Origin of the sequence: Haloarcula rubra, assembly GCF_019599465.1 — an archaeon.
GTDB classification, from domain to species: domain Archaea; phylum Halobacteriota; class Halobacteria; order Halobacteriales; family Haloarculaceae; genus Haloarcula; species Haloarcula rubra.
The window spans coordinates 40,310-67,158 of the sequence record NZ_RKLR01000005.1; the positions used below are offsets into that span (position 1 = coordinate 40,310).

30 protein-coding genes are annotated in these 26,849 nt (G+C 68.1%); 11 read left to right on the forward strand and 19 right to left on the reverse strand.

Annotated elements, in window-relative coordinates; genetic code table 11:
• Positions 1-380: 380 nt before the first annotated feature.
• The 4 genes from EGH21_RS13530 to EGH21_RS13545 form a co-directional block, all read right to left on the reverse strand.
• Positions 381-1,940, reverse strand: coding sequence for a preprotein translocase subunit SecD (locus tag EGH21_RS13530; protein WP_220619016.1), 1,560 nt, complete (start codon positions 1,938-1,940; stop codon positions 381-383).
• On the reverse strand, positions 1,937-2,800 hold the full coding sequence (secF, locus tag EGH21_RS13535) for a protein translocase subunit SecF (protein WP_220619017.1): 864 nt from the start codon (positions 2,798-2,800) through the stop codon (positions 1,937-1,939). The genes EGH21_RS13530 and secF overlap by 4 nt, the downstream gene beginning before the upstream one ends.
• Positions 2,801-2,928: 128 nt before the next feature.
• Positions 2,929-3,396 carry a DUF5812 family protein gene (locus EGH21_RS13540; RefSeq protein WP_220619018.1) on the reverse strand — a complete coding sequence of 156 codons (468 nt, stop codon included), beginning with the start codon at positions 3,394-3,396 and terminating at the stop codon, positions 2,929-2,931.
• A gap of 45 nt (positions 3,397-3,441) precedes the next feature.
• Positions 3,442-3,975, reverse strand: a complete 534-nt coding sequence (locus EGH21_RS13545; RefSeq protein WP_220619019.1) for a DUF8056 family protein — start codon at positions 3,973-3,975, stop codon at positions 3,442-3,444.
• 88 nt (positions 3,976-4,063) lie between these two features.
• Between EGH21_RS13545 and EGH21_RS13550 the strand changes: the two genes are divergently transcribed.
• The 4 genes from EGH21_RS13550 (at position 4,064) to EGH21_RS13565 (ending at position 6,734) form a co-directional block, all read left to right on the forward strand.
• Entirely contained in the window at positions 4,064-5,359 is a 1,296-nt protein-coding gene (locus tag EGH21_RS13550; RefSeq protein ID WP_220619020.1) for a glucose-6-phosphate isomerase, read from the forward strand.
• 74 nt (positions 5,360-5,433) lie between these two features.
• Positions 5,434-5,643: a hypothetical protein gene (locus EGH21_RS13555; protein WP_220619021.1), complete on the forward strand. Its 210-nt coding sequence runs from the start codon at positions 5,434-5,436 to the stop codon at positions 5,641-5,643.
• A gap of 75 nt (positions 5,644-5,718) precedes the next feature.
• On the forward strand, positions 5,719-6,513 hold the full coding sequence (locus EGH21_RS13560; protein WP_220619022.1) for a CPBP family intramembrane glutamic endopeptidase: 795 nt from the start codon (positions 5,719-5,721) through the stop codon (positions 6,511-6,513).
• Between the two features lie 74 nt (positions 6,514-6,587).
• Positions 6,588-6,734 carry a CopG family transcriptional regulator gene (locus tag EGH21_RS13565; RefSeq protein ID WP_220619023.1) on the forward strand — a complete coding sequence of 49 codons (147 nt, stop codon included), beginning with the start codon at positions 6,588-6,590 and terminating at the stop codon, positions 6,732-6,734.
• Positions 6,735-6,738: 4 nt separating this feature from the next.
• Here EGH21_RS13565 and EGH21_RS13570 read toward each other — a convergent pair whose 3' ends face one another.
• Both EGH21_RS13570 and EGH21_RS13575 read right to left on the reverse strand, forming a co-directional pair.
• Positions 6,739-7,197 (reverse strand): NOB1 family endonuclease, encoded by a 459-nt coding sequence (locus tag EGH21_RS13570; protein WP_220619024.1) that lies wholly within the window; start codon positions 7,195-7,197, stop codon positions 6,739-6,741.
• On the reverse strand, positions 7,198-7,437 hold the full coding sequence (locus tag EGH21_RS13575; protein ID WP_220619025.1) for a PRC-barrel domain-containing protein: 240 nt from the start codon (positions 7,435-7,437) through the stop codon (positions 7,198-7,200).
• Positions 7,438-7,524: 87 nt separating this feature from the next.
• Between EGH21_RS13575 and EGH21_RS13580 the strand changes: the two genes are divergently transcribed.
• The 3 genes from EGH21_RS13580 (at position 7,525) to EGH21_RS13590 (ending at position 10,246) form a co-directional block, all read left to right on the forward strand.
• Entirely contained in the window at positions 7,525-8,043 is a 519-nt protein-coding gene (locus EGH21_RS13580) for a plastocyanin/azurin family copper-binding protein (protein WP_220619026.1), read from the forward strand.
• An 82-nt stretch (positions 8,044-8,125) separates the two neighbouring features.
• Entirely contained in the window at positions 8,126-9,931 is a 1,806-nt protein-coding gene (gene infB / locus EGH21_RS13585; RefSeq protein WP_220619027.1) for a translation initiation factor IF-2, read from the forward strand.
• Positions 9,932-10,045: 114 nt separating this feature from the next.
• On the forward strand, positions 10,046-10,246 hold the full coding sequence (locus tag EGH21_RS13590; protein WP_220619028.1) for a DUF8015 family protein: 201 nt from the start codon (positions 10,046-10,048) through the stop codon (positions 10,244-10,246).
• 3 nt (positions 10,247-10,249) lie between these two features.
• Here EGH21_RS13590 and EGH21_RS13595 read toward each other — a convergent pair whose 3' ends face one another.
• A complete protein-coding gene (locus EGH21_RS13595) occupies positions 10,250-10,603 on the reverse strand; it encodes a DUF5811 family protein (protein WP_220619029.1) in 354 nt (117 codons plus the stop codon).
• A gap of 75 nt (positions 10,604-10,678) precedes the next feature.
• The gene (locus EGH21_RS13600) at positions 10,679-11,149 is read right to left on the reverse strand and encodes a pyruvoyl-dependent arginine decarboxylase (protein ID WP_220619030.1); all 471 of its coding nucleotides are present in this window, start codon (positions 11,147-11,149) and stop codon (positions 10,679-10,681) included.
• Positions 11,150-11,348: 199 nt separating this feature from the next.
• On the opposite strand from EGH21_RS13600, the gene EGH21_RS13605 reads away from it, so the two are divergent.
• Positions 11,349-12,752, forward strand: a complete 1,404-nt coding sequence (locus EGH21_RS13605; RefSeq protein ID WP_220619031.1) for an MBL fold metallo-hydrolase — start codon at positions 11,349-11,351, stop codon at positions 12,750-12,752.
• A gap of 118 nt (positions 12,753-12,870) precedes the next feature.
• On the opposite strand, the gene EGH21_RS13610 is transcribed toward EGH21_RS13605, so the two are convergent.
• Positions 12,871-14,085, reverse strand: a complete 1,215-nt coding sequence (locus EGH21_RS13610; protein ID WP_220619032.1) for an outer membrane protein assembly factor BamB family protein — start codon at positions 14,083-14,085, stop codon at positions 12,871-12,873.
• A gap of 106 nt (positions 14,086-14,191) precedes the next feature.
• On the opposite strand from EGH21_RS13610, the gene EGH21_RS13615 reads away from it, so the two are divergent.
• A complete protein-coding gene (locus EGH21_RS13615; RefSeq protein WP_220619033.1) occupies positions 14,192-15,694 on the forward strand; it encodes a hypothetical protein in 1,503 nt (500 codons plus the stop codon).
• A gap of 70 nt (positions 15,695-15,764) precedes the next feature.
• Here EGH21_RS13615 and pan2 read toward each other — a convergent pair whose 3' ends face one another.
• From pan2 to truA, 3 genes are all read right to left on the reverse strand, one after another.
• Positions 15,765-16,985, reverse strand: a complete 1,221-nt coding sequence (gene pan2 / locus EGH21_RS13620; RefSeq protein WP_220619034.1) for a proteasome-activating nucleotidase Pan2 — start codon at positions 16,983-16,985, stop codon at positions 15,765-15,767.
• Positions 16,986-17,103: 118 nt separating this feature from the next.
• Complete coding sequence (gene pepF, locus EGH21_RS13625) at positions 17,104-18,894, reverse strand: oligoendopeptidase F (RefSeq protein WP_220619035.1); 1,791 nt, start codon at positions 18,892-18,894, stop codon at positions 17,104-17,106.
• 40 nt (positions 18,895-18,934) lie between these two features.
• Complete coding sequence (gene truA / locus EGH21_RS13630; RefSeq protein WP_220619036.1) at positions 18,935-19,738, reverse strand: tRNA pseudouridine(38-40) synthase TruA; 804 nt, start codon at positions 19,736-19,738, stop codon at positions 18,935-18,937.
• Between the two features lie 97 nt (positions 19,739-19,835).
• On the opposite strand from truA, the gene EGH21_RS13635 reads away from it, so the two are divergent.
• Entirely contained in the window at positions 19,836-20,342 is a 507-nt protein-coding gene (locus EGH21_RS13635) for a GNAT family N-acetyltransferase (protein ID WP_220619037.1), read from the forward strand.
• Here EGH21_RS13635 and hisS read toward each other — a convergent pair.
• The 5 genes from hisS to EGH21_RS13660 all read right to left on the reverse strand — a co-directional run bounded on the left by hisS (position 20,339) and on the right by EGH21_RS13660 (position 24,301).
• Positions 20,339-21,637: a histidine--tRNA ligase gene (gene hisS, locus EGH21_RS13640; RefSeq protein ID WP_220619038.1), complete on the reverse strand. Its 1,299-nt coding sequence runs from the start codon at positions 21,635-21,637 to the stop codon at positions 20,339-20,341. The genes EGH21_RS13635 and hisS overlap by 4 nt on opposite strands.
• 82 nt (positions 21,638-21,719) lie before the next feature.
• The gene (locus EGH21_RS13645; RefSeq protein WP_220619039.1) at positions 21,720-22,319 is read right to left on the reverse strand and encodes a DUF7411 family protein; all 600 of its coding nucleotides are present in this window, start codon (positions 22,317-22,319) and stop codon (positions 21,720-21,722) included.
• Positions 22,320-22,670 carry a DNA-binding protein gene (locus EGH21_RS13650; RefSeq protein ID WP_220619040.1) on the reverse strand — a complete coding sequence of 117 codons (351 nt, stop codon included), beginning with the start codon at positions 22,668-22,670 and terminating at the stop codon, positions 22,320-22,322.
• A gap of 66 nt (positions 22,671-22,736) precedes the next feature.
• Positions 22,737-23,198, reverse strand: a complete 462-nt coding sequence (locus EGH21_RS13655; protein WP_220619041.1) for a 30S ribosomal protein S19e — start codon at positions 23,196-23,198, stop codon at positions 22,737-22,739.
• 62 nt (positions 23,199-23,260) lie between these two features.
• On the reverse strand, positions 23,261-24,301 hold the full coding sequence (locus EGH21_RS13660; protein ID WP_220619042.1) for a lysylphosphatidylglycerol synthase transmembrane domain-containing protein: 1,041 nt from the start codon (positions 24,299-24,301) through the stop codon (positions 23,261-23,263).
• Positions 24,302-24,387: 86 nt separating this feature from the next.
• Here EGH21_RS13660 and thiL point away from each other — a divergent pair, with 86 nt between their 5' ends.
• Positions 24,388-25,254: a thiamine-phosphate kinase gene (thiL, locus tag EGH21_RS13665; protein ID WP_220619043.1), complete on the forward strand. Its 867-nt coding sequence runs from the start codon at positions 24,388-24,390 to the stop codon at positions 25,252-25,254.
• On the opposite strand, the gene EGH21_RS13670 is transcribed toward thiL, so the two are convergent.
• Positions 25,251-25,391 (reverse strand): hypothetical protein, encoded by a 141-nt coding sequence (locus tag EGH21_RS13670; protein WP_220619044.1) that lies wholly within the window; start codon positions 25,389-25,391, stop codon positions 25,251-25,253. The genes thiL and EGH21_RS13670 overlap by 4 nt on opposite strands.
• Positions 25,392-25,592: 201 nt before the next feature.
• Positions 25,593-26,777, reverse strand: a complete 1,185-nt coding sequence (locus tag EGH21_RS13675; protein ID WP_220619045.1) for a site-2 protease family protein — start codon at positions 26,775-26,777, stop codon at positions 25,593-25,595.
• Positions 26,778-26,849: the final 72 nt, after the last annotated feature.

Sequence of the window (26,849 nt, forward strand, 5' to 3'; positions counted from 1 at the left end):
GCTTGCACCAGCCTTTGCCGACGTGCTGGGTTCCCGAGCGTCACTTACGTGACGTCCGGTACTTGGCCTTCTTACCGACCCTGCCGGCCGGGCCGGCGATGGGCTGTGGCGGTTCTCCTTCGGAGCGTTAACCTCGGAATCCTGTGACGGACTGCTCGGTTGTTGCCCCCAACGCATCCCTTTCCGTCCTGAACGGACAGTCTGAGATACGTCGTCCAGTGTATCCCCGCGTTCCAACGGGAAGTGAACGTAGGGCGCGACAGGTGATAAGTCAATCTAAACGAATTTGTCACGTCGTACCAAGGAATATCTCGACGCCGTCGTGAAACGAGGTCGGACGACGACGTCGAGGCGGGCGAGAGCGGTGGCAGTCGCCGGGTTCAGTCCTCGTCCAGCACGAGGTTCCGGAGGATGTCACCGTAGGCCGGACGGGTGACCAGCACGCCGATGAGGACGCCGACGATGGTGATGATGGCGAACCCGGAGAGGTCCCCCAGCGAGAGCACCATCAGCGGACTCATCGCGACGATGGTCGTCGCCGCGGCGGCGCCGATGACCCAGAACGCCTTCCGGAAGCGACTCTGGAACACCCGGCCTGTCTCGACTTTCCCCTGCTGGAGTATCTCGTCGGCGATGATGATGAGGTCGTCCACCCCCGTCCCGATGACGGCGATGAACCCTGCCAGATGCGAGAGGTTCAGGGGGTACTGGACCAGCGCGACGAACCCGAGGAGGATGAACACCTCCGAGAGCGCCGTCACAATCATCGGGAACGCGACTTCGGGTCGGCCGTAGCGGCCGTAGACGACCATGCTGACGGCGAGGACGGCCAGCAGGCCGGTGACGAGCGAGTTCTGCTGGAACTGCTCGGCCAGCGCCGGCGAGAGGGAGAGCTGGTCGGAGTTCTCGAAGTCCAGCGGCGCGGGCAGGCGGCCGGCCTTCAGGTTCAGTTCGATCTCGCGCGCCATCTCCATGCTGTCGGCCGGGAGGACGAAGATGGGGTCGTCCTTGAACGTGTTCTCACGGAACGACTCCGCGAGGCCGGGTGCGACACCGCGGGCGTAGAACGGTTCGCCGTTGAGCGTCGCCACCAGACAGTGGCCCTCGGTCTGCTGGATGTCGCTGTGGTTGTAGTTGCGACAGCTCCGTGCCTGTCCGAAGCCGGCGTCGACCATCTCGCTACTGAAGCGTTCGGCGGCGCTCTGTTCGACGGTGACCCGTGCGACCGGGCCGCGAGACTGCGTGTCGTCCGAGGCCACGCCGGCGAACTCGTCCTGCGAGAGGACCTGTTCGCGGACGTAGCTCCCGTTGTTCGACGGGTAGACGGCGTACATCCGGACCACACCGCGCTCTTCGAGGATGTCGACGAGCGCCTCGGGTTCGCGGTCCGGCGCGGTGATGCTGATGAAGCTCCGGGAGCTACCGGGCGCACTGACCTCCTGTACCCGGCCGCCGCTGAGTGCGGAGGTCCGGATCTTGTCGGTGACGCTCTCGACCATCTCCTCGCGGGTGGCCTGTGTCACGCCGGGCCGTATCGTCGAGGGGTTGTACCCCTCGGCTTCGAGGGCGGCCCGGAGTTCCTGATTCGTGACGTTGCGCGTGAACACTTCGACGGTGCCGTTCGCGCCTCGCTGGCCCGCCCGCACCTCGACGTCGATGGGGTCGATACCGAGTTCGTTCGAGACGTTCTGTGCGAGCGCGGCCGTCTGGTTCGGCGCCACGTCGACACCTTCGGCCGTCGTGCCGACGATTGGCGCGCGGATGCGGGTCCCGCCGGAGAGCTGGATGCCGTACTGGAGGTTGCTCACCTTCGAGGCGTCGCCCGCACCCTCCTCGGGCGTCGTGCCCGGCGGCGTGCCGGGGACGAACAGCGCGACGGCACTGCCCAGCAGGAGGACGACGAGCAGGGCGATGCGCCAGTTCTCGCGGAGCGTGCTCATCGGTTGACCCCCTCGTACTTGTACCAGCGAAGCAGCGTGACGTTGAGCATGTAGGTGTTCATCAGGTCGGCGGTCAGCCCCAGCACCAGCACGATGCCGATGGAGGCCATCAGCTCGATACCGAACAGCGTCGCGGTGACGGCCATGACGGCCATCGCGGCGATAGAGGTCAGCGTCATCGTCACCCCGGTCCGCATCGCCCGGTAGGTGGACTCGTAGAACCCGCCCGAGCGACGGAGGACGTGGTTGTTCAGCAGGATGTCCGAGTCGACGGAGTACCCGATGAGCATCAGGAGGGCGGCGACGGTGCCCAGCGAGAGTTTGATGCCCACCAGATTCATGATGGCGACGGGGATGACGATGTCCGAGAACGCCGAGATGACGATGGCGATGCTCGGCACGAACGTCCGGAAGAGGGCAAATGCGAGCAGACTCATTCCGAGGAAGGCGACCCCGACGCCGACGACGGCCAGGCGCTGGTTCTCGGCGCCAAAGAGCGGCGAGGTGGTGCCGCTACGGAGCCGCTCCATCCCCTCGGTGTCGTCGACCGTCTGGCGGATGGCGTCGATGTTCGACGAGTCGAACGTGACGATGTACTGGTTGCTCTGTCCTTGGACGCCCTGCACGGAGACGACCGGCTCGTCGAACGACTGGCGTATCTCCTGTTGTGAGAGCGTCGTCTCGACCGTGACCTCCGACCCGCCCTTGAAGTCGACACCGAGCGTGACCGGCGACCCGGTCATGGCCCACCAGCCCGCGAGGACGATGAGCGCCACCAGCAGTACCGCCAGCGGAACCGCCACCAGTTGGCGGTTGGAGTACTGGGTGTAATCGACTTCCGGGACCTCGAACTCGACCATGGGCGAGAGTGTGGCACGGCTTTGAATAAGCCTTCCCAATCTGGGAAGGGTGCGACCGTCGTTCGCGGCCCGCCGGAGCGCAGTGGCGGCCGACTGGAACGCCGCACCCGCGACGAGCGAGTCCGCCCTCAGTCGGGCAGATAGCGGACGCTGACGACGCCTGTAGCGGTACGGACCTCCACCCGGTCGACGCCGAGGCGGGCCGCCCGCGAGAGGGTGGCCTCGTCCTCGACGACCTCCGTGGCCGCCTCGTCGGTGTCGCCCTCGGGCACGGTCAGGACGTGAATCTCGCCCTCGCCGGCCCGTTCGCGGGTGGTCAGGTCGCCCACGGGCTGGTCGGCCGCGATGTCCTTGACCTGTGTCGTCGGTTCGAAGTCGACCCGTTCGACGGGGATGGTGCGCTCGGCGTCCAGTTCGACGACGGTGTAGGTCACCTCCATCGGTGGTTCCGCCTCGACGGTGGCGTCGACGACGTTCCCGGCGTCGACCCCCGGGTTCTCCGACAGCGTCAGTACCTGCGAGTCGGCGACGTCGCGCAGTGTCGCCGACTCGTCGTCGGCGTGCGTGACGAGGAAGGTCCCCTCTTTCGTGGTCATGGACAGGGGTACGCTGTCGGCGTTCTTCCGGGTTTCGACCCGCGCTCACCGCAACAGTCTGTGGACAGCGTACATCACGCCGACGGCGACCAGCGGCGGCACGAGGCCCGCGATCTGGGGAAGCCCGTACAGCGTCGCGACGACGGCGCTCCCGGTCGGTTCCTGCAACTGTGGCGGGACCGAGACGACGAGGCCGACGTACAGCGACGCGACGAACAGCAACGCAGACAGCGCCAGTCCCCGGTCGTAGGTCACCGACGACGCCGAGCGGCGGTGTCGGCGGGCGACGAGTAACACCGGCGCCAGCAGCGGCGCGACGACGAGCACGCCGACGAACAGGAAGAACGACCGGGAGAAGGTGAACGTCCCGCCGCGGACGCTGCTGGTCTGGGCCAGTATCGAGACGAGGCCGAAGACGAACACGAGGCCGATGGCCAGCGAGAGGAGGAGCGCCAGCACGACGTACCCCTTGAATAGCCACGACTCGCTCGTGCGGACGGCGTAGAGGAAGGCGCCCGGGAGCCCATTGTACGTCTGTTGGGCCTCCTCGCCGCGGTCGGCGGTCGTCGCGTCTGTCATCGTCGGCGCTAGGGGCACAGGGCGGTTAAACGCCCCGTTCGCTGGCGACTCCCCGAGACATATGTACGAGGCCCGCGACCTCTCGCGTATGCACGTAGACATCGGTGCCGCTCTCGGTACCGTCGCAGACCCCGGCGTCGACGAGGACGCGCTGGACGCCCTCGACGAGCGCGTCGCCGCGGCCCACGAGACAATCGCCGACGGCCGCGAGGCCGACGAGTTCGGCTACGCCGCGCTGAACCTCCCCGACCGCACCGACCCCGAGATGATTCGCGAGGCGGTCGAACCCGTCGCAGATGCCGAGTACGTCGTCACCGTCGGCATCGGTGGCTCCGCGCTGGGCGCGAAGACGGTCACGGCAGCGCTGGCCGACGACCCCGACCGACACGTCGTCCTCGACAACGTCGACCCCGAACACGTCGAGCGAACGCTCGCGGGCCTGCCGCTCGAAGACACGGCCATCAGCGTCGTCTCGAAGTCCGGCACCACCGCCGAGACGCTGGCGAACTTCCTCGTCGTCCGCGAGGCCTACGAGTCCCGCGGCGTCGACTGGACCGAGCGGACCGTCGCCACGACGGGCGAGTCCGGGCCGCTCCGGGAACTCGCCGACGAGGAGGACCTGCCGACGCTCCCCCTGCCCGACGGCGTGCCCGGCCGGTTCGCCGCGCTGTCGACGGTCGGACTGGTGCCGGCCGCCATCGTGGACCTCGACATCGAGGGCCTGCTCGCGGGGGCCGGCGACGTGGCCGACGACCTCGGGCCGTCGCTGTACGACACGCCCGCCTACGCCTACGGTGCCGTCGCCTACGCACTCGAAGAACGAGGCGCGAGCGTCAACGCCGTCATGCCCTACGCCGAACGACTGGAGTACTTCGCCGAGTGGTTCGCCCAACTGTGGGCCGAGAGCCTCGGGAAGGACGGCCGCGGCCAGACGCCGGCGCGGGCGCTGGGTGCGACCGACCAGCACTCCCAACTCCAACTGTATCGGGCCGGTCCCCGAGACAAGATGGTCACCGTCGTCCGCCCGCGCGAACGGGCCGACGTGCCCGTCCCGGACCCGGGCAACGAGTCGCTCTCGTATCTGGCCGGCGCCGACCTCGGCGAACTGCTCGACGCCGAGTACGACGCCACGGTCGCCAGCCTCTCGGCGGCCGGACGGCCGGCCGTCGAACTCGAACTCGACCGCCTCGACGCCCGCAATCTGGGCGAACTGCTGTACGCGATGGAGGCCGCCTGCGTCCTCGTGGGCGAACTCGCCGACGTGGAGACGTTCACGCAACCGGCCGTCGAGTGGGGCAAGCGGGCCGCCCGTGGACTGCTCGCCGGCGAGGACACCGAGGAGACGCGCACGGTGGCCGACCGGCCGAGCTACCGAATCGACTAGCGGGACGCGTCGGTGTGCAGTCTCGAAGGACAAGCCCGCACCAGTATTTTGTCCCGTCGGGGCGACGGCACGGTATGGTCATCTCGGACGAACCCGTCTGGGGCGACGCCCTCGACGACGTCGTACAGGAGTACGCGGACGCCGTCGTGTACGCGGACATGGCACAGGAGACGGTGCTCCACGAAGGGGCCCTGCGGGTGCTCGCCAACGGTTGGGTGAAACTGCCGACCGGTCGCCTCCTCTCGCCGAGCGCCGTCCACCACATCGACGACCGGACGGGGTAGCGGGGCCCTCGCGCCCGACGCACCCAATCGGTGGGGTCTTGTGGACCCGACGACTACCGTGTATCAACGCTCGCTATGGCACTCACTCCCCCGTACGTCTCGGTGGCTGACGGCCGCACAGTCGCGGTGAACGGCGTCCGGGCGCTGGCCGTCGTCGCGGCGGCGTTCCTCCTCGCGGGGCTTCTGGGACAGGTCGGAGCGGCGCTGTTCGGCGTCTCGCTCCCGTTGGACGCCGCTGGAACGCCCGCGTCCCTGTACGCGGCGGTCAACGCGGTGTCGTTCGTCGGATTCGTCGTCGCCGCGCTGGGTTTCGTCGGACTGCGGAACGAGCAGTCGCTCCTGCACGTCCGGTCGCCGACGCTCAGGGACGCCGGGTGGGTGGTGGCCGGTGTCGTCGGCATCTTCCTCGGCGCGATAGTGATGGGCGTCGTCGTCGACCTGCTCAGCACCGTCGTCGAGACAGTGTTCGGTACCAGCGTCGAATCCGGCCAGAACAGCGTCATCGAGGCGGGCCGGGAGAACCCGCCGCTGTTCCTCTACATGGTCCCGGTCGCTCTCCTGCTGGTCGGCCCGGGCGAGGAACTCGTCTTCCGGGGCGTCGTGCAGGGTCTCTTTCGCCGTTCGTTCGGCGTCGTCCCGGCTATCGTCCTCGCCAGCCTGCTGTTCGGCCTCGGCCACGCCTTCGCCATCAGTTCCGGAAGCGCGTGGACGTACGTCCTCACCGCGGGTGCGCTGGGGCTGGTCCTCGGGACGGTCTACGAGTACACGGAGAGCATCGTCGTCCCGGCGCTGGCCCACGGCCTCTGGAACGCGGGGCTGTTCGTCCTGAACTACTACCTCGCGACGACCGGGACGTCACTGCCGGTGTAAGGTAAGACGGCCATACTCGCCGTGTGACGGCTGTCTGACGGGTATTTATGCGCTCGCCCGGTAGACGTAGTGACATGTCATCCCGGTTCACGGTCGTGTGCGACGACGGCCAAGCCCGGGCGATTCAGGTGTTGGCCCGCCGCTACGGCATCACCGAAGAGGAAGTGGTCAAGCAACTCATCGACCTCGGTCTGGAAGACGTCGAAGAGTCGACGGCGTGACTGCTCAGGCAGGGTTCTTCCGGGAGAGCGAACTCCCACAGACCGGACAGCGGTCGTGGTTCTCGTCGAACTCCCGCCCACACCCGGCACACTGGAACAGCCAGTCGCGCTGTTCGGAGATGCCGTCGCGGGCGATGACCTCGACGTCGACGTCGAGTTTCTCGGCGACGTTCTGCATCGCGTAGTCGTCGGTGACCAGTCTGGCGTCGAGTTCGAAGGCGGCGGCGACGAGGCGGACGTCCGTCTCCGAGAGTTCCGCGAGGTCACCCGTCTCGCGGGCGGCGCGTTCGATGCGCTCGACGGTGTCCTGCTCGGGGATGTGGAGGTGCATGCCCGACCCTTCGAGTGCGTCGAATCGGAAGGCAGCCTCCCCCTCTAACTCCTCTTGGACGAGCGGAATCGTCGCTATCTGCTCGTCAGTGTGGTACTCGTTGATGAACGCCGACGAGTCGAGAACGTACATCTACCGTTTGACGATCATGTGGTCTTTGACTGCCTTCACGCGGTCGACCGGGACCATCAGCCGACCCTGGTCGCTGTACTCGAAGTCGGTGTTGCGGAGTGACTCCGCGGGGTCGATGACGAGGTGTTTCAGCGACCCCGACGAGAGGTCCATCGTGATGTTGTAGAGGCTACCCAGTTCCGCCCCGTCGCTACCCATGACGTCTTTCCCCGAGAGGTTCTCGGCGAGTATCTCGGCCATACGGTCCCTTCTGAGCGAGATTACATAAACGCCACGGGCCGTCTGACGACGGAGTAGTGTTTTACCACCGGCGACCACAGTGGGCACATGACCGAGAGTAGACGCCGGTTCCTCGCAGCACTGGCCGCGGGCGTCACGGGGGCGCTCGCCGGGTGTGGCGGCGACGGCGGCGGCGAGACACCCCAGCAGACGGCGACAGAGACGACCACTGCCACGGACACACCGACGCCGTCGCCGACGGACACGTCCACACCGACAGAGACGGCGACGCCCACCGACTCCCCGACGGCCACCGGGACGGCGACGCCCGCCGACGCGGCCCAGCGAGTCCTCGTCGGGCCCGGCGACTTCGTCTTCGACCCGGAGACGTTCGCCGTCCCGGTCGGGAGTACCGTCCGCTGGGAGTGGCGCAGTAGCAACCACAACGTCAAGCCGGCGACGACGCCGAGCGGGAGCGACTGGACCGGGACGCCGGGCGACGGCGGCCGGACCTTCGAGAAAGGCCACACCTACACGTACACGTTCGAGACGGCAGGGGAGTACGAGTACTACTGTGCGCCACACCGCAGCGTCGGCATGACCGGGTCGTTCGCCGTCACCGAGTGAGCGGCGCTCACGGCCCGTGCGCCCGATGACGACGAACTTAACTACTGTCACCGACTCGTTCCGATAACTTCTGGGGCCATCTATGTCTGACACGGACGCCACCACAGAGACGGACCACACCCTTCGAACACCCATCGTCGCGGTGCTGGGCCACGTCGACCACGGGAAGACCAGCCTCCTGGATCGCATCCGCGGGTCGGCCGTAACGGCCGGGGAATCGGGCGCTATCACACAGCACATCGGCGCGACGGCGGTGCCGCTGTCGGTCATCTCGGAGATAGCCGGGGAACTCGTCGACCCGACGGACTTCGACCTGCCGGGCCTGCTGTTCATCGACACGCCCGGCCACCACTCGTTCTCGACGCTCCGCTCGCGGGGCGGGGCGCTGGCGGACATCGCCATCCTCGTCGTCGACGTCAACGACGGCTTCCAGCCACAGACGCTGGAGGCCATCGACATCCTCAAACGGACCCAGACGCCGTTCATCGTCGCTGCGAACAAGATAGACACCGTGCCGGGCTGGAACCCCAACGAGAACATGCCCGTGCAGGCGACGATGGACGCCCAGTCCGAGCGGGTCACCTCGGACCTGAACCAGAAACTGTACGAGATTATCGGCGAACTCTCGGACAACGGCTTCTCCGCGGACATGTACTGGCGTGTGCAGGACTTCCAGGCCAACATCGGCGTCGTCCCCGTCTCCGCCGAGACGGGCGAAGGCGTCCCGGACCTCCTGACGGTGATGATGGGCCTCTCCCAGCGTTACATGAAAGAGGAGATGGAGATAGACACCGCCGGCCCCGGCGTCGGCACCGTCCTCGAAGTCAAGGACACGCAGGGCTTCGGGACGACGCTCGACGCCATCGTCTACGACGGCACCATCCGCGCGGACGACACTATCGTCGTCGGTGGCCTGCAGGGACCCATCGTCACCGACGTTCGGGCGCTCTTGCGCCCCCGACCGCTCGAAGAGATTCGGACGGAGGCGCAGTTCGAACAGGTCGACGAAGTCACGGCCGCCGACGGCGTGAAGATAGCCGCCCCGGACTTAGACGACGCCATGGCCGGCGCGCCGATTCGCGTCGTCCGGAACCGCGAGCAGAGCGAGGTCATCGCCGAAGTCGAGGAAGAACTGGCCGAAATCGAGGTCACAACCCAAGAGGAGGGTGTGGTCGTCAAGGCCGACACGCTCGGGTCGCTGGAGGCCATCTCCAGTACGCTCGCCGAAGAAGAGATACCCATCATGCGCGCCGAAGTGGGCGCCGTCGCGCCGCGGGACGTCCGGGTCGCCGAGACGGCCAACGAACCGACCCACCGGGCCATCCTCGCGTTCTCCGTCGAGGTGCTGGACGACGCCCGTGACCTCGCCGAACAGGAGGACGTCGAACTGTTCGAGGACGACGTCATCTACCAACTCGTCGAGCGCTACGACGACCACGTCACCGCCATCGAGGAGGCCCAGCAGGAGCAGATTCTGGAGAACATCACGCGCCCCGCGAAGTTCCGTATCCTGCAGGACCACACCTTCCGCCAGTCCGACCCGGCCGTCGTCGGCGTGGAGATACTCTCGGGCGAACTCCGCCGGAACGTCAACGTCGTGAAGTGGGCGGACGGCGAACCGACGCGGGTCGGGCGCCTCAAGACCATCCAGGACGAGGGCGAGGACGTCGACTCGGCCCGCACCGGCGAGCGCATGGCCGTCTCCATCGACGGTCCCACCGTCGGCCGGCAAATCGAGGAGGGCGACGACCTCTGGGTGGAGATTCCAGAGAAACACGCGAAGATTCTCGAACAGGAACTCAAAGAAGACATCTCCGTCGACGAACGCGAGGCGCTGTCGATGTACCTAGAGAAACACCGCAATCGGGACCCCTTCTGGGGGAAGTAGCGAGGAGCCGAGCGCAGTGAACTGCCTCGAAAAAGCGTAGCGAGGGGGAGCCACACGGGGGCGACGACCGTAGTAATAATATTTAATTAGCTGGCGCGTGTCCGAACAGGCACGATGCTCGGTGCCGCCCACACCCTCTCCACGGCCGATCTCGTCCTCGCGAGTATCGCGCTCTCGATGCTGGTGGCCGCCGCCGGCGCCGTCCTCACGTCGCTCAGCGTCGTCGCCGCGCTGGCGGCCGGGTCGCTGCCGGCCAGCGGGTCTATCGGCTACGCGCTGTTCTACAACCCGCCGGAAGCGGCGAAGGCGGTCTAGAAGTTACTGCGCCGTCGGCGTCGTCTCGTCACCCATCACCTGCTTGACCTGCAGGGCCGCGGAGGCCGCGATACCCTGTGCGAGGTCGTCGCGTTCGGCGTCGGTGATGGTCGCGCTGTCCGCGTCCTCGGGTGTGTAGTCGGCGCTGACGACCGAGCCCACCGGCGGCTGGACGGCGATGGTCGCCCGTGGCCCCGACTGACTGTCGCTTATCTCGGACCCGACGACGTACTCTCCCGGCAGTAGTTCCCGCGTCCGAGCGGCGACGCCCGCGAGGTCCTCGCGAAGCGTCTGGCGTTGCTCCGGCGTGAGCGTCACTTTCTCCGTGTCGCCACCGAGCGGCGAATTCCCATACATGGACGTTCTGCTCCACTTAGGCGGTAGGGTACTAAAAACCCCGTGACTAGTCAGATACGGCCGGCAGCGCGGCGTTCAGACGACGGGGTGACTCTCGCCGTAGGTCGCCAGCACGACGGCGCTGGCGTACGTCTCCTCGGGGGCGACGGACTCGACGTGGACCGACTCCTCGACGAAGTCCCAGTCCCGGAGGTCACGCCCGGCGGCGAGCCCCTCGCGAATCTCGGTCCGGACGGCGTCGGGGTCGGTCCCGTCCACCTCGTAGAAGATGCCCGGGCCGCCCTCGCTGCGGGCCCACCCGACGCCTGCCGCGGCCCGTTCGCCCGGCGCGGCCGTCGCCGCCGACTGGACGACTTCCAGCGCCTCGCCCGGCGGCCCGAGGTCCGGCGCCGTCTCGGCCACCTCGATAGTCGGTCCCTCGGGGATGACCGACGAGAGCGTCACGAGGTTGTAGTTGTGGACGCCCGCCTCGGCCAGCGCCGCGTCGTACGACGACAGCGCGGTCGGCCCGGTGGCGGTCCCCCACACCACCCGAATCGTGCTCATGTGTCCGCTTCGACGACGCGACCGGTAAGGCGTTTCGTTTCGAAGCACCGACACCCACAGAACTGCGGGAGTGCGACGCGGTTTCTCATGTCTTTCGAGGCCCTTACCGTCGGTAGGCAGGTTTCGGCGTCTCGAAAGTCCTGTCTAATTCTGGACAATGCGGTGATAACAATGACCGGTCCAGCCCTCGCTCCCGGCAATGCAAGTGACGTATCTGGAATCGGCGGCGGTGTTGGTCGAGACAGACGACGTGTCCGTCCTCTGTGACCCGTGGCTCGTCGACGGCGCGTACTACGGGTCGTGGGCCCACTACCCCGCGCCGGAGTTCGATCCCGAAGACTTCAATCACGTCGACTACATCTACGTCTCCCACGTCCACCCAGACCACTTCCACCCGGAGAGCCTCGAACGGATGGACACCGACATCCCGGTCCTCATCCACGACTACCGCTGGGACTACCTGAGAGAGGCCGTCGAGGCCCTCGGGTTCGAGGCCGTCGAACTCCCACACGACGAACGGACCCACCTCGGCGGCGACACGCACATCAACGTCCTCGCCGCCGACGGCTGTGACCCCGAGCGCTGTGGCAACTTCTTCGGGTGTACGTGGTACGACACGGAGGCCGACCAGACCGGGTCGACGCAGGTCGACTCGATGGCGGTCATCGACGACGGCGAGGAGACCCTCGTCAACACGAACGACTGCCCCTACCCCATCGCCGAGCCCAGTTGCGAGAAGATAAAGGCCGACTACGGCGAGGTGGACATGCTCTGTCACCAGTACAGCGCCGCGCAGTTCTACCCGCAGGCGGTGACGAACTACGACCACGAAGAGAAGATAGCCGAGCGCGACCGGGTCATCCAGGAGAAACACGAACTCGCGCTGAACTTCATCGACTTGTTCGAACCGACCTACTACATGCCCTTCGCGGGTGAGTACGTCCTCGCGGGTGACCTCGCACACCTCAACGAGTACACTGCCAACCCACCGCGCGAGGACGCGAAGGCGTTCTTCGAGGCGAACACCGACGACGCCCACGAGTGCGTCTTCCTCAACTCCGGGGAGTACATCGACGTGACGACGGGCGAGCGCTCGGCTCCGTTCGAACCGGTCGACCCCGCGGCGAAACAGCGATACATCGAGGAGGAACTCGCCCCCCGCGAGTTCGACTACGAGTCCGACCCGATGCCCACCCTCGACGAGTTCCGGGCGTACGTCCCGCTGGCCTACGAGAACATGGAGGGGAAACGCGCCCGCATCGGCTACGAGACGGACACCACCGTCCTGATTCCGCTGGTCGACGACGTCTGTCTGGAACTGTCGATGGACGGCAGTGGGTTCGACTACACGCGGAACCTCGACACCGACGACTACGACGACGGGTGGGTGAAGATGGACGTCGCCCCGCAGCTGCTCAAGCGCCTGTTCGAGGGGCCACACAGCGCGTACTGGGCCGACGCGAAGATAGGGTCGCACATCGGCATCAGCAAGGACCCGGACATCTACGAGCGCGGCCTGTACAACACGCTCGGCGAGTTCCACGCCGACGGCGCCGACGTGCAGGCCACCGCGAGTCACGACGCCACCGCCGAGTCAGACTAGCTATCCTCGAACCCGCGACTGCTCGAGACACGACCACCGGAACGCTCCCACCCACGTCGGTGGGTCCAATCGTCGCGGTGGACGTCGAACGCCTGAACGCCGGACGTAGAGCGGTTCCTCAGGCCGCGACGAGTTTGTACAGATAGCCCGGCCGGTCGGCCTCACCGTCGACCGCTCGTTCCGTGTAATAAATCGCGTCCTCCGTGACCAGCGGCGCGCTGGTGACGTGGCCGCGGTTGTCGACGGCCCACGTCACGTCGCCGCTCTCGCGGCCCAGCGCGTACAGCGTACTCGTATACGACCCCACGAGGACGTGGTCCGGCGTGGCGACGGCGCTCCCGATGACCCACCCGTCGGTGTCGAAGCGCCACCGTTCTTCGCCACTCTCGAGGTCGATGGCGTAGAGGTTGTCGTCGTGGCTCCCGACGTAGACGGTCCCGCCGTCGACGGCCGGCGCACACATCAGGTCCGCGTCGGCCTCGAACTCCCACGCGACGGCGCCGTCTGCGACGTCCAGCGCAGTGACCGTGCCGGCCCACGACGGGACGACGGCGAGGCCGTCGACGACGGCGATGGGCGCCTTCACGTCGCCGCCGGTGTCGTGGGTCCACGCCCGTTCGAGGTCGGGGAACGACCACGCGTAGACGTGGCCGTCGTTCGACCCGAACAGCAGGCGGCCGTCGTCTCGGGAGAGCGCCACGGTCGAGTGCGGATGGTTCGTCGGCCGCGAGTCGCGCCACTGCACACTGCCGGTGGCGGCGTCGACGGCCGCGACGCTCCCGCTGGGCGCCGCGTGTTCGACGGCGACGTACAGCACGCCGTTGTAGTAGGTCGGACTCGCGCCGATGGCGTCGCCGAGGTCGGTCCGCCAGCGACGCCGGCCGGTTTCGAGGTCGAGCGCCGACACCGCCCCGTCGTAGGTGCCGACGTAGGCCGTCTCGTTGGCGACGGCGGCCGTGCCGTGGCTCCCACGCCCGGCCTGTGTGATGGTCGTCGCCCACTGCACCTCGCCGTCGGTGGAGATGGCCCGCACTCGCCCGGTGTCGTCGGCGACGACGAGGTCATCGGTCGGCGCCAGCACCGGACTCCCCTTGGCCGCGGTGTGGTCGCCGCGGTTGGTCGGTAGCTCCCACGCTTTCTCGACGTTCACCGGAATAGACCGGTCGGTGTAGCCCTGATTCAGGAGGCCCTGCCGGAACTGCGTCGCCGCGAACTCGTCCAGTGGCGTGGAGGCCAGCGGGTCGAACCCGGACTGACAGCCAGCCAGCGACCCGGCGACGGCGGTGCCGACGCCGGCGAGGAACGCCCGTCGTGTGTGGCCGCGCTCGTGCACGCCAGTCGCTACCGGACGGGGTGGCTTAAATCGCGCGGCGTCGCGTCGCTCAAACCGCGGCTGACCGTCCAGAAAGCGTTTACTACGAGGGGACGACCCCGAGAGCATGCGACGACGCGCCCTCCTCACCTCGCTCGCTGCCGCCGGCGCCGGTCTCGCGGGCTGTTCGTTCGGCGACGGCGGGGGCGACCCGGAACACACGGCGGTGGACCCGCCGGAGACAGACACGACCGACCACTCACAACCACAGAGGGACACCGAGACGGACCGGCGGACCGGCGACCCACCACGGCCGGCAGAGCCACCGCACGTGGTCGAGTTGGAGACCGGGCCACGGACCTACGCGCTCTCGCCGTACATCCGCGCGGACGACGGCGGACGGGTGGCGCTGTGGTTCGACCGCACCGCGACGGCCGACCACCCCGCTCGACTCCGGGGGTGGCTCAGGAACGGGAACGACTTCGAGAACACGTTTCGGGTTCGGCGGATTCCCGTCGTCGGCGACATCCGCGCCCAGCAACCGCGTGGCTACGACCACGAGGCCAGTCTCCACCTCGCACCGACCGAGCGCAACGACCTCGCGGCGGCGGTCCCGGCGGTCGTCCGCGACGAGACCGGGTACTGGCGTGTCGAAGACGTCGGCCCGTGGCTGACCGAGACCCGTCGGCTGGCCCCCGGCGAGTGGGTCCGACTGGAGTACGAGGTGGTCGGGTCGCCGGGGATGTCCGAACGCCCGACCGGCACGTACGAGTTCGGCGACGAGGCGACACTGAGCGTCTGGGATACGACCAGTCCCGGTCCCGACACGGACTCGCGCTTCGCCGGGCGGTCGCTCCCGGCGTTCCCCGGTGACGGCGACGTCCAGTGGTACCACGAGGCCGACGCCGAGACGGTCGCGTTCGTCCGCCCCTCGACCGAGCGCGTCGACCTCGACGGCCTCGTCGCGTTCGAGGTGGTCAACCACAGCCACGAGCGGCTCCGGTGTGGCCACTGGAACCTGTACAAGCTCGTCGACGGCGAGTGGTTCCGCGTCGGGCCGTGGATACACACCTCGGACTGCCGACTCCTGTCGCCGGGCGAGCGGAAACAGTGGCCGCTCCGGGCGTTCAACGGCGAGGCGGTCCCGACCGGCGGGGACTGTCACGGCGGCCTCACGCGCGGACACCTCGGCGGCGGGGAGTACGCCGTCGTCGCCGGCTACGGCCACCCCGAACCGGAGAGCGGCGCGCTGGTCGAACTCGTCGGCGACCCGGCGACGGTGGCGCCCACGGCGGACGTGACCACCGAGCGCGACGGGTCGACAGTCACGGTCACGAGCGAGCGGTACGGCGACGACGACCACCCGCCCGACGCGACGTTCACGCTCCAGTACGCCGCTGCCGGCGGCGAGCGCGTCGTCGCCGAACAGGTGATGCGACCCAGCCGGTTCGGCGGCGACGGGCGCGGCCTCCGAAACGCCCTCCCGTTCCTCTCGGCCGACGTCGACCGAGTGGTGGTCCGCACGGACGCCCACGTCGTCGACAGCGTGGTCGGCGACGAGCGCGACGCGCGTCGGTACACGTTCCGCGGACGGGACTACCTCGTCTCGCGTGGCGCCAGCGGCGAGTGACCAAGGCGACGTGTAGTAGTCGCCGCGTGTCGCGGTGGCCGCAGGCCACCCGACGCAGTGAAAATGGGTTCTAGGCGAAGGCGACCGGCTGACTGCCCGTCTCCTCGTCCTGCGAAATCTTCTCGAGGGCGTCGCGGAAGTCCCGCTGTTCGACCGTGGTCCGCTGGTCGCGGATGGCGAACATCCCGGCCTCCGTCGCGAGCGAGGCCAGTTCCGCGCCGGAGAGGCCGTCCGTCTCGCGGGCCATCGCTCGCAGGTCGACGTCCTCGGAGAGGTTCATCTCCTCGGTGTGGATCTCGAGGATACGCTCGCGGCCCGCGACGTCGGGGTTGGGCACCTCGATGAGGCGGTCGAACCGGCCGGGCCGGAGGATGGCGCGGTCGAGCATGTCGAAGCGGTTGGTCGCGGCGATGATGCGAATCTCGCCCCGGTCGTCGAAGCCGTCCATCTCCGAGAGCAGTTGCATCATCGTCCGCTGGACTTCGGCGTCGCCGCTGGTCTTCGACTCCGTTCGCTTCGCGGCGATGGCGTCTATCTCGTCGATGAAGATGATGGCTGGCTGGCGCTCGCTGGCCAGTTCGAACAGGTCGCGGACGAGTCGCGCGCCCTCGCCGATGAACTTCCGGACCAGTTCGGACCCGGCCATCTTGATGAAGGTGGCGTCGGTCTCGTTGGCGACGGCCTTCGCCAGCATCGTCTTGCCCGTCCCCGGCGGGCCGTGGAGCAAGACGCCGCTGGGCGGTTCGATGCCCACGTCGCGGAACTGCTGGGCGTTGACGAGCGGTTCCTCGACGGCCTCGCGGACCTCGCGGATCTGCTCTTCGAGGCCGCCGATGTCGTCGTAGGTGACGTCCGGTGACCCGTCGACCTGCATGGCCTGTGCGCGGGCGTCGGTCTCGGGGTCGAGAATCTCCTTGACCGAGAAGGAGTCGTTGATGGCGACGCGGTCGCCGGCCTCCAGCGAGTCACGGATAGAGGGAGAGACTTCGGTCAGAACCTCTTGGTTGTTGCCGTGCTGTTTGACGACGACGCCGTCGTCGGTGAGTTCCTCGGCCGTCGCGATGTACAGCGAGGAGGTCTTCAGCGTCTCGTTCTCCCGTTCTAGCTGGTCGACCTCGTCGGTGAGGTCCTGCCGACGGTCACGGGCGTCGTTCAGTTGTTCGGTGAGTTGTTCGTTGACACGGACGATGTCTTCGAAGTGGTCCCGGAGTGCCTCCAGACGCTCTTCGGGCGTCATGTCGGGGTCGAGGTCCAACCGTGGCCGCTCCGGAAGCGAGGGACTACGCGACATTTGGGTGGCCGGTACTACACGGTTGAGACACAAAGTGCCTTTGGGTGGTGTACTGAGTGAAACGTATTTATACGCTCCAGCGGTCGCCGACCCGCCGCCGGGCCCGGCAAAGCCCACTCTAGAGCAGGCGTTCGAACTCGTCGAGGTAGTCGCCGTACGTCGAGAGCGCCGCGTTCACCGGGTCGGGGCTGGCCATGTCGACGCCCGCGCCGCGCAGGAGGTCCAGCGGGTACTCCCGGGAGCCACTGCGGAGGAAGTCGACGTAGCGCTCGGCGGCCGGTTCGCCCTCCTCCAGGATACCGTCGACCAGCGCCACGGCGGCGGAGATGCCGGTCGCGTACTGGTAGACGTAGAACGCCCGGTAGAAGTGCGGGATGCGCATCCACTCGCGGGCGATTCGGTCGTCGAGTTCGGCGGGCGCGTAGTACTCGCCCTTGAGGTCGGCGTAGAGGTCGTCGAGACGGTCCGGCGTCAGCGGTTCGCCGTTCTCGGCCATCTCGTGGGTCTCCTGCTCGAACTCCGCGAACATGGTCTGGCGGTACAGCGTCGACCGGAACCGCTCGAGGTACTCGTTGAGGACGTGTCGGCGCAGTCGCTCGTCCTCGACGGTCTCCAGCAGGTGGTGGGTCAGGAGCGTCTCGTTGACCGTGCTGGCGACTTCGGCGACGAATATCTCGTAGCCCGAGTAGACGAACGGTTGCTCCTCGCTGGTGTACTCCGAGTGCATCGAGTGGCCCAGTTCGTGGGCCAGCGTGTACATCGACTCGACGTCGTCCTGGTAGTTCATCAGGATGAACGGCTGAGAGTCGTAGGTGCCCCCGGAGTAGGCACCCGACTGCTTGTGTTTCGTCTCGTAGACGTCGACCCACCGCGACTCCAGGCCCTCGGCCAGTCGGGACTGGTAGTCCTCGCCCAGCGGTGCGACGGCCTCGGTGACGTACTCACAGGCCTGCTCGTAGTCGACTTCGGGCGACTCCTCCTGCACGAGCGGGGTGTAGAGGTCCCACATCCGCAACTCGTCGGCGCCGATGGCCTCCCGCTTCAGTTCGGCGTGGTGGTGGAGCGTGTCGAGGTTGTCGTGGACGGCGTCGACCAGCGTGTCGTACACCTCGACGGGGACGTTGGGGCCGTTCAGGGCGGCCTCGCGAGCCGTGTCGTAGTTGCGGGCCTGTGCCATCTTCACGTCGGTCTTGACGGCGTTCTTGTACGCGGTGCCGACGGCGTTTCGAACGCCCTCCCACTCGTCGTAGAAGGCCTCGTACACCCGCTGGCGGAAGTCCCGGTCCGGGTGTTTCTGGAGCGTCGTGAAGTTGTTGAGGGTAATCGGCTGGTCGTCGCCGTCGGGGTCCTCGACGGTCGGGAACTCCATGTCGGCGTTGGCCAGCATGTTGTACACCTCGCCCGGCGCACCCGTGACCTCGCCCAGTTCCGCCAGCAGGTTCTCGACTTCGGCCGAGCGGGTGTGCTCTTTCATCCGGAGCACGTCGTCGAAGTAGTGCTCGTAGGCTTCGAGTTCGGGTTCCGCGTCCATCATCGCCTCAATGTCGTCCCACTCCAACTCCTGCAGTTCCGGTTCGAGGAAGGAGGCGGCGCTACTCGCGTCCGAGGAGAGCGACTGCGAGCGAGCGGTCAGCGCCTGATACGTGTCGTCGGTCGTGTCCTCGTCCTTGCGCATCCGGGCGTATGAGGCGACGTTCGAGACGGTCCGCATCAGGTCTTCGTAGGTCTCCAGCGTCGCCAGCAGGGTCGCGGCGTCCTCGGTCGCCCGCCCCTCGTAGGCTTCGAGGTCCTCGACGAGGGATTCGGCCTCCTCGTAGGCGGCCTCCCAGTCCTCGTCGGTGGCGAAGAGGGACTCGAGGTCCCACTTGTAGCTCTCGTCGATGTCACTGCGTGCGGGTACCGAACTCATGGCCCGGCCTAAGCGAGGCGGCGAGGTAAGCCTTTCCGGCCTACGGCAGGCCGTCACGGACGGTTCCGGCGATTCTCGCCGCGGTCTGGCGCTCGGCCCGCAGGTCGGCGAACACCTCGCGGGCGCTCGCCAGAGCGTCGGGGTCGGCCGCGAACGTGACGCCGGGATACGTCACAGCCGTCAGGACGAGCGGGTAGGCCGGGGCGGGCGCGACGCCCTCGGGACCGGAGAGCGGGGCGTCGTCGAGGACCCGGTCGACCTTCGACGGCGGGGACTCGCCGCGGGCGATTTCGGCGACGAGGCCGACGACGCGGCGGACCAACTGCCGGCAGAACCCGCCTGCACGGAGTTCGAGGACGAGGTAGTCGCCGTCGCGGACGAGGTCGCCGTTGAGCGTCCGGACGGTCCCGTCGTCGTCGGGCGTGAGGTTGTGGAAGTCGTGGTCGCCACGGAGCGCCGCGAACGTGTCCCGGGCCCGTCCGTCGTCGGCGTCGGGCGCGTGGAGGTGGTAGGCGTAGGTCCGTTCGTCGGCGTCGTGCGTCGCGTGGAAGCCGTCGGGGACGTCGGCGCTGGCCCACGCCCGCACGCTCGCCGGCAGTTCGCTGTTGAACGCCGAGGGCGAGAGCCAGTCGGGGGCCTCGAAGGCGACGGTCTGGGCGAGGGCGGAGACGCCGGCGTCGGTCCGGCCGGCGGCGGCGTACCCCTCGGGCGGCCCCGCCGCACGGTCACGGACGCCGAGTCGGTCCAGCGCGTCCAGCAGTTCGTCCTCGACGGTCGGGACGTCGGGTTGGCGCTGGAACCCGTTGTACGGCCGGCCGTCGTAGGCGACCCGATACGCGCGCATGGTCGACGTTCGTCGGGCGGGCACTTGTGCGGCCCGACTCCCGGTCGCTGGGAACGATAGACGGGTTTAGGGCCGTCGACACCGTATCGCCGACACAATGGCTCCGTCCGCCGACGAGGTCCGTCAGTTCCCGCGCCCGCCGGTCACGTTCACCGACCAGGAAGACCGGACGGTCGACGTCGAGGCGTACACGGGCGACCCGACGCCGCTCGTGTCGATGTACGCCGAGTTCGACTCCGACTCCCGCGCACAGGGGGTCCCACCGCGGGGTGAGGAACAGATACGCGAGTGGGTCGAGACGCTGCTCGACGAAGGGCTGAACGTCGTCGTCTGGCACGGCGAGGACGCCGTCGGCCACGCCGTCCTCGTGCCCGAAGGCGACGGCTCCGAACTGGCCATCTTCGTCCATCCCGACTACCAGTCGGCCGGCATCGGGACACGACTCATCGAGGTACTGCTCGGCCACGGGCAGGAGAACGGCTTCGACCACGTCTGGCTGGCCGTCTCGCGGACCAACCACGTCGCGATGAAACTGTACGACAAGGTCGGGTTCGAGACGCGCCTGCGCGACCGGGCCGAACACGAGATGGAACGGCCGCTCTAGGCGAAATCGTCGAACGTCGGCCGGTCGTGGTCGCCGGGGAAGTCGTCGACCGGAACCGATATCTGCTCGCCCTCGTCCATCTCCTTCAGCGTCACCTCGTCGTTGGCCAGGTCCTGTTCGCCGACGATGACCACCGTCTCGGCGTTGATGCCGTCGGCGTAGCCCATCTGCGCGCCGAACGAGCGGTCGGCGACGTCCGCCTCGACGACGTGCCCCAGTTCCCGCAGGTCACGAGCGATGCGGGCGGCCGTAGCGCGGGTGTCGCCGACCTGCAGGACGTAGTAGTCCGTCGAGAGTGTCTCCTCGGGCCAGACGCCGGCGCGCTGACAGAGGAGTTGCAGGGTCGCGTGGCCGGGCGCGAACCCGACGGCGGGCGTCGATTGGCCGCCGAAGCCCTCGATGAGGTCGTCGTAGCGGCCGCCGCCGAACACCGACCGGGAGACTTCGCCGGTCGAGTCGAAACACTCGAAGACGACGCCAGTGTAGTAGTCCAGTCCGCGGGCGGTGGTCAGCGACAGCGTGAGGTGGTCGCGTACCCCGAAATCCTCGGTCGCCGCGAGGACCGCACGCAGGTTCTCGGTCGCCTCGGCGACGGCCTCGGAGCGCTCTGCCAGCGTGTCGAGTTCGTCTTCACTGCTCTGGAGTAACTCGTCGAACGCCTCGGCCTGGTCGTAGCTGAGGCCGGTCTCGTACAGCGAGTCGAGGTACTCGTCCCGGTCGACCTTCGCCCGTTTGTCGACGGCGCGGATAGCTTCGCGGGTGTCCACGTCGGCGTCGAACGATTCGAGCAGACCCGAGAGGATGTCGCGGTGGGAGACGCGAATCTCGAAGTCCTCGCTCGTCAGGCCGAGGTCGGTCAGCATGTCGACGGCGACGGCCAGCACCTCGGCGTCGGCGGCGGGGTCCGAGGACCCGAAGATGTCGACGTTGGTCTGGTAGAACTCCCGGAAGCGGCCCTGCTGGACCTGCTCGTAGCGCCAGAACGGGCGGGTCGAGACCCACTTGACCGGCTTCGAGAGCGCCTGTTGCTTCTCGACGAACATCCGGGCGACGGAGGGAGTCAGTTCGGGGGTCAGCGCGACGCTCCGGCCGCCCTTGTCCTCGAAGCTGTACAGTTCCTCGACTATCTCCTCGCCGCTCTTGTCCGTGTACATCTCGGTCGGTTCGAGCGCGGGCGTCCCGATCTCCCGGAAGCCGTAGCGCTTGGCCACGGACTCCAGCGTGTCCATGGCCCACCGACGCGCCTGCATCTCCTCGGGGTAGAAGTCGCGAAAGCCCTTGACGCGGTCGTACATACACCCGCGTACAGGCAGGGCGCGCTTGAACCTGTCCGTTCTGAACTGTGAGCGAAGTGAGTGAGGGCGGTGCTCAGGACACTCACCGCAGTCCGACAACCCGCGACTGCGTGTGCTCGGGAAACACCTCGTCGACGGCCAACGCGCCGTGTTCGTCGGCCAGCAGCGCCCGCAGTTCCACCTCGTAGTCGGCCTTCGGAATCTCGGCGCTCGGACCCGCCTCAACGTCGAGGCGTCGGGCGGCCATCGCGTCGATGGCACCGCGGCCGACGCCCGCCAGCGGTGCGAGGTAGTCCACGTCGAAGCGGTCCTCGACGCTCTGGGCCAGCGGTCGGTCGACGGTCGGCACCCGGTCGTCCCGGCGGGTCCCGTCGGCGACGGCGTCGAGCGAGTCGGTCCACCCGCCGGCGGCCACCGTCTCGACGGCGTGTTCGTGGACCCGCTGGATGCCGTTGCGAGGGTAGCCGTCCTCGTGCATCCGGTCGACGGCGGCGTGGGCCACGTCGGGGTCCAGGTCGACCGTCTCGTGGGCGAACCCGACCGCGGCGGCCGACTCGCGGGCCGGCGACGGGTCGACGACGCCGAACGTGCCGCTGACCAGCGTCACGTCGTAGAACGGGTCCAACAAGAGCGCCGCCAGCGTCGAGTCCTTGCCGGCACTGTACAGCAGTCCGCAGTGCATCTACCGGCGCTTGATGTCGAAGCTCTTCGAGTCGGGGGTGAGTTCCGAGAGGAGTTCCTTCATCTGCTCTTCGTCTATCTGGTCCTGGATGCGGCCGCTCTGGGCCAGCGCGACGACCTGCTGTTCGACCTGCTCGCCGACCTGCGGTTTCGACATCTTGACCGTGTTGAGTCGCTTGCGCGCGCCGTCGCTGAGGTGCTGGCGCAACACCGCCTTCTTCTGGGCTTCGGCCTGTTCCTGTGCGGCCTGTTGGGCCTCGCCGTCGCCCTCGCCCTGCTGCTGTTCTTTGAGCTGTTCCATCTTCTTCTTGCGGAGTTCCTCTAGCTCCTCCTCGCTGGGGTCGCCACTCATGAGTACCAGAAACTACCGGCGACGGCCGGAAAACGATTTCGGACCGCCAAACAGGAGAGAGCGGCGTTACGCGTAGCGCTCGAGTTCCGGACGGTCGAGGTCCTGGATGACCTCACCGGCCGTGTCGTCCAGCAGCGCCTGTCCCTCGCCGGTGACGCGGCGGCCGTCGTTCTCGCTGGTCTCGACGTAGCCGGCGTCTTCGAGTTGCTGGAGCGCGGTGCGGATGATGTTGCCCGACCCCTTCGACTTCTGGTGGGGGCGGACGCGGTAGCGGGTGGTGCCCTGCTTCGAGGTGCCGTACGCCGAGCGGAGGGTACTGACGCCGACGGGGCCGTCGACGGCGACCTTCCGGAGGAGGCTGGCGGCACGTCGTGCCCAGAAGTCCTCCTGCTCGGGCGGCAGTTCGCGGTCGACGCCGGTCTTGGCGACGGCCACCCACTCGGGGGCCTCGATGTCGTCTTCGGCTTCGAGCTTCTCGGTGAGGGCCTCGATGAGGTCCTCGGCGGGCGCGTCGTAGAGTGTCGTCATTGGCACTTGCTTTCCGTCGGCGTCATTTAAGCGCATCGTTCGCGCCTCCGGGCGTGAACCGTTCACTCCCCCGCGCTGGCCGCCGCACGGCCCGCGCCGAGGGCGCTCGCGACGCCAGCGCCGACGAGCGTCGGGAGCAAGTAGGTCGCACCGCGGTGGATGAGCACCGCCGACGCCGCCGCCGGCCCCGAGAGCGGCGGCACCGTCGAGACGAGCAGCGTCACCAGCACCGTCTCGATGGCGCCGGACCCACCGGGAAGCGGGACGATGCTCGCGATGCTCCCGACGGGGACGACGAGCAACACCGTCGCCACCGGAACGGTGTGGCCGACGGCGTACAGCGACGTCCACAGCGAGGCCGCCAGACACGCCCACCCGAGCGCGGAGAAGCCGAGCGTCTGGAGCAGCGTCGTCCGGTCGGTGGCGATGCGGTCGATAGCCGCGAAGAAGCTCTCGATGCGCGTCTCGACGACGGCCGTCGTCGGGGGCGACCGCCGCGGGACCACTTTCCCGAACAGCCGAATCAGCGGTGTGAAAAGCCTGACGACGGCGGCTTCGAGTTCGTAGCGGTAGCGCCACCCCAGATACGCCGCGACGGGCAACCCCACCGCGAGGACGGCGACGGCGACGGCGGCGAACACGAGGTTCCGTCCCAGCCGGACGGCCCCCGCCGCGACGAACGTGAACCCGACGATGGCGTAGCCGATAGAGGGGACGAAGTGGGCGGTGTCGACGCTGGCGATTGCGGCCAGTCCCGTCTCGTACTCGCTGTCGGCCGCCGAGGAGATGAGCAGCGCCGACAGCGGTTCGCCGCCGGCTTGCCCGAACGGGGTGACGTTGTTCGAGAAGACGGCCGCCGCGTAGACGAGGACGGCGGTGTGGGCCGGAACCGCCGTCTCGAGTGCCCGGAGCACCGACCAGAGAGCCATCCCCCACGAGGTCAACCAGACGACAGCGATGCCGACGACGACGGCCAGCGCGGCGGGGTCGGCCATGAGAAGCGCCTGCAGGGTCCGGTCGACGCCGACGACCCAGACGAGGACGGCGAGGACGAGCGACGCCCCCGCGAACCCCGCGACCGTCGCCACCCGATTGCCGTCCATAGGGTGCCCGTCGGGCGTCTCGGCTTTCAACGTACCGACCGCCGGATATCCCCGAGCGTTTTGCCCCCCGGCCACGACCCACGCGTATGGACGAGCAGGCAGCGCTCGCGCTCATCGGCGACCACCTCCCGGCCGCGGGCGACGACTGTGCCGTAGTCGACGGACAGGTCGTCACCACCGACATGCTCCACGACCGGACGGACTTTCCCGAGGGGACGACCCGCTACACCGCTGGCTGGCGGGCGGTCGGTGCGTCGCTGTCGGACGTGGCGTCGATGGGCGCCGACGCGACGGCCGCGGTGGCCGTCTACGCCGCCCCCGCGTTCGACGCCGACGAACTGACGGCGTTCCTCGACGGGGCCGTCGACGTCTGCGAGTCGGTCGCCGCCGAGTACGTCGGCGGCGACCTAGACGGGCACGAGGAGTTCACCGTCGCGACGACGGCGCTGGGCGACGCCGACGACCCCGTCCTCCGGTCGGGGGCGTCACCGGGAGACGCACTGTGTGTCACCGGGACGCTGGGTCGGTCGGGGGCCGCGCTCCGCCTGTTCGAGCGCGGCGAGACCGAGCGAGCGAACGACCTGTTCCGGTTCGAACCACGGGTGGCGGCGGGCGTCGCCCTGCGAGAATACGCGACGGCGATGCTCGATTCGAGCGACGGACTGGCGCGGTCGGTACATCAACTCTGTGGGGCCAGCGACTGCGGCGCCGCCCTCTCGGGACCGCTCCCGATAGCCGACGCCGTCGATACGGTGGCCGGAGACGCCGAGGAGCGCCGCGAACTGGGCGTGTTCTTCGGCGAGGACTTCGAACTGGTGTGTGCGGTACCGGAGACGGACCTCGCGGCCGCACGCGAGGCCGTCCCGTGTCCGCTACACCGTATCGGGACCGTCACCGAGGACGGGGTGACGCTCGACGGCGAACCGCTCGCGGACCGGGGCTACTCGCACTAGCGCTCGCTCGCCAGCGCCGTCGCGACCTGCTCGACGGCTCTGGCGGCGGCCGTCGCACGCTCTTCGTGGGTTAGTTCGGCCGCCTCGCTGTCGGTACTCGGGTCGTCAGCGGGGGTGCCACAGCGGTGGGAACTCATACGCCAGTCCCGACTACCGACTGGGGCCTCGTATAAACCGCCGACCGTTGTGACCGCTTAGCGTGCCGTTATGCGCTTAACGTCGCTTTCTCCGTCCCATTGGGTATCTTTCGACGGTGAGGCGTCAACAGAGACGTCGAGATAGTTTAAGCCGCCCTCTGAAGCGGTTTAGCGGGTTGCAAAAGTGTGTGTCTCGACGGGTCACGCGAGCACGATTTCGAACGGGACCGGCGTGAAACAGGCGATACCGAGCGCGAACGTGGCGACGCCGAGGAGCGTCCGTCGTCGGTCGAGCGGTTCGTCGACCGTCGGCCGCGCGGGACCGGCGTAGGCCAGTCCGGTCGAGAACAGGCCCCAGAACGCCCACAGCGACCAGACCCCGAACCCGATGGGCGGGGCGTCACGCGTGAGATACAGGAACCCGGCCAGTGCGAACAGGGCGCCCGGCACCGCCGCCGCGATGGTCTCCTGTCGCTGCCCGACGATGGCACGGACGATGTGCCCGCCGTCGAGTTGGCCCACGGGCAGGAGGTTCAGGAAGGTGAAGAACATCCCGGCCCACCCGGCGAAGACCACGGGATGGACCGCCTCGTTGGGGCCGTACTCGACGCCCCAGCCGACGAACTCGACGAACCCCTGCAACCCCTGCATGAGCAGGGGGTCGTGGAAGCGGAACGCGTACTCGGCACCACCGTTCAAGACGCTCTGGGGGACGGTTATCGGTTCCAACGTGAGACCGACGACGGTGACCACGACCGTCGCGACCAACCCCGCGAGCGGGCCGGCGACGCCGATGTCGAACAGCGCCCGCCGGTCGGGAATCTGCCCGCGGATGTTGATGACCGCACCCAGCGTCCCGAGCAGGGACGGGAACGGGATGAAGTACGGGAGCGTCACGTCCACGCCGTAGTAGCGGGCGGCGGCGTAGTGGCCGAGTTCGTGGATGCCCAGCACGCCGAGCATCGCCGCCACGAACGGCCACGCCTCGAAGACGCGGAGTGGTTGCTCGGTGACGGGGATGTAGTACCAACTGCTCGCGCCGACGTACAGCGCCGAACCGATGGTCGCGAGCAACAGGGCGACGTTGAGCCACGGCACGCCGTCGTGGCCCGTAGTGGCCGGTTCCGCGACCAGCGCGTACGGCTGTGACGGTGCGGAGACGAGGTCGTGCCCGCCGTCGGTCGTCCCCGTCGCGGACTGGCGTTCGAGCCGGAGGTCGAACCCGCGCCGAGCGAACAGCGGCGCGAGTTCGTCGACGACGGCGTCCGGCGGAACCAGCGGGTCCCCGAAGTATCGGACCGTGTCGCCGTCCCGACGGACGGCGGCGACGTGGAACGCACCCGCTACGTCGGCGGGTGACGGAGGCTCGTCGGCAGGGCGACTCATCACCGAACAGTACAGCGTGCGGGCACAAATATGCCGTGCCCGCGGACGGAGAACAGGGGGACCGTAGCTGGG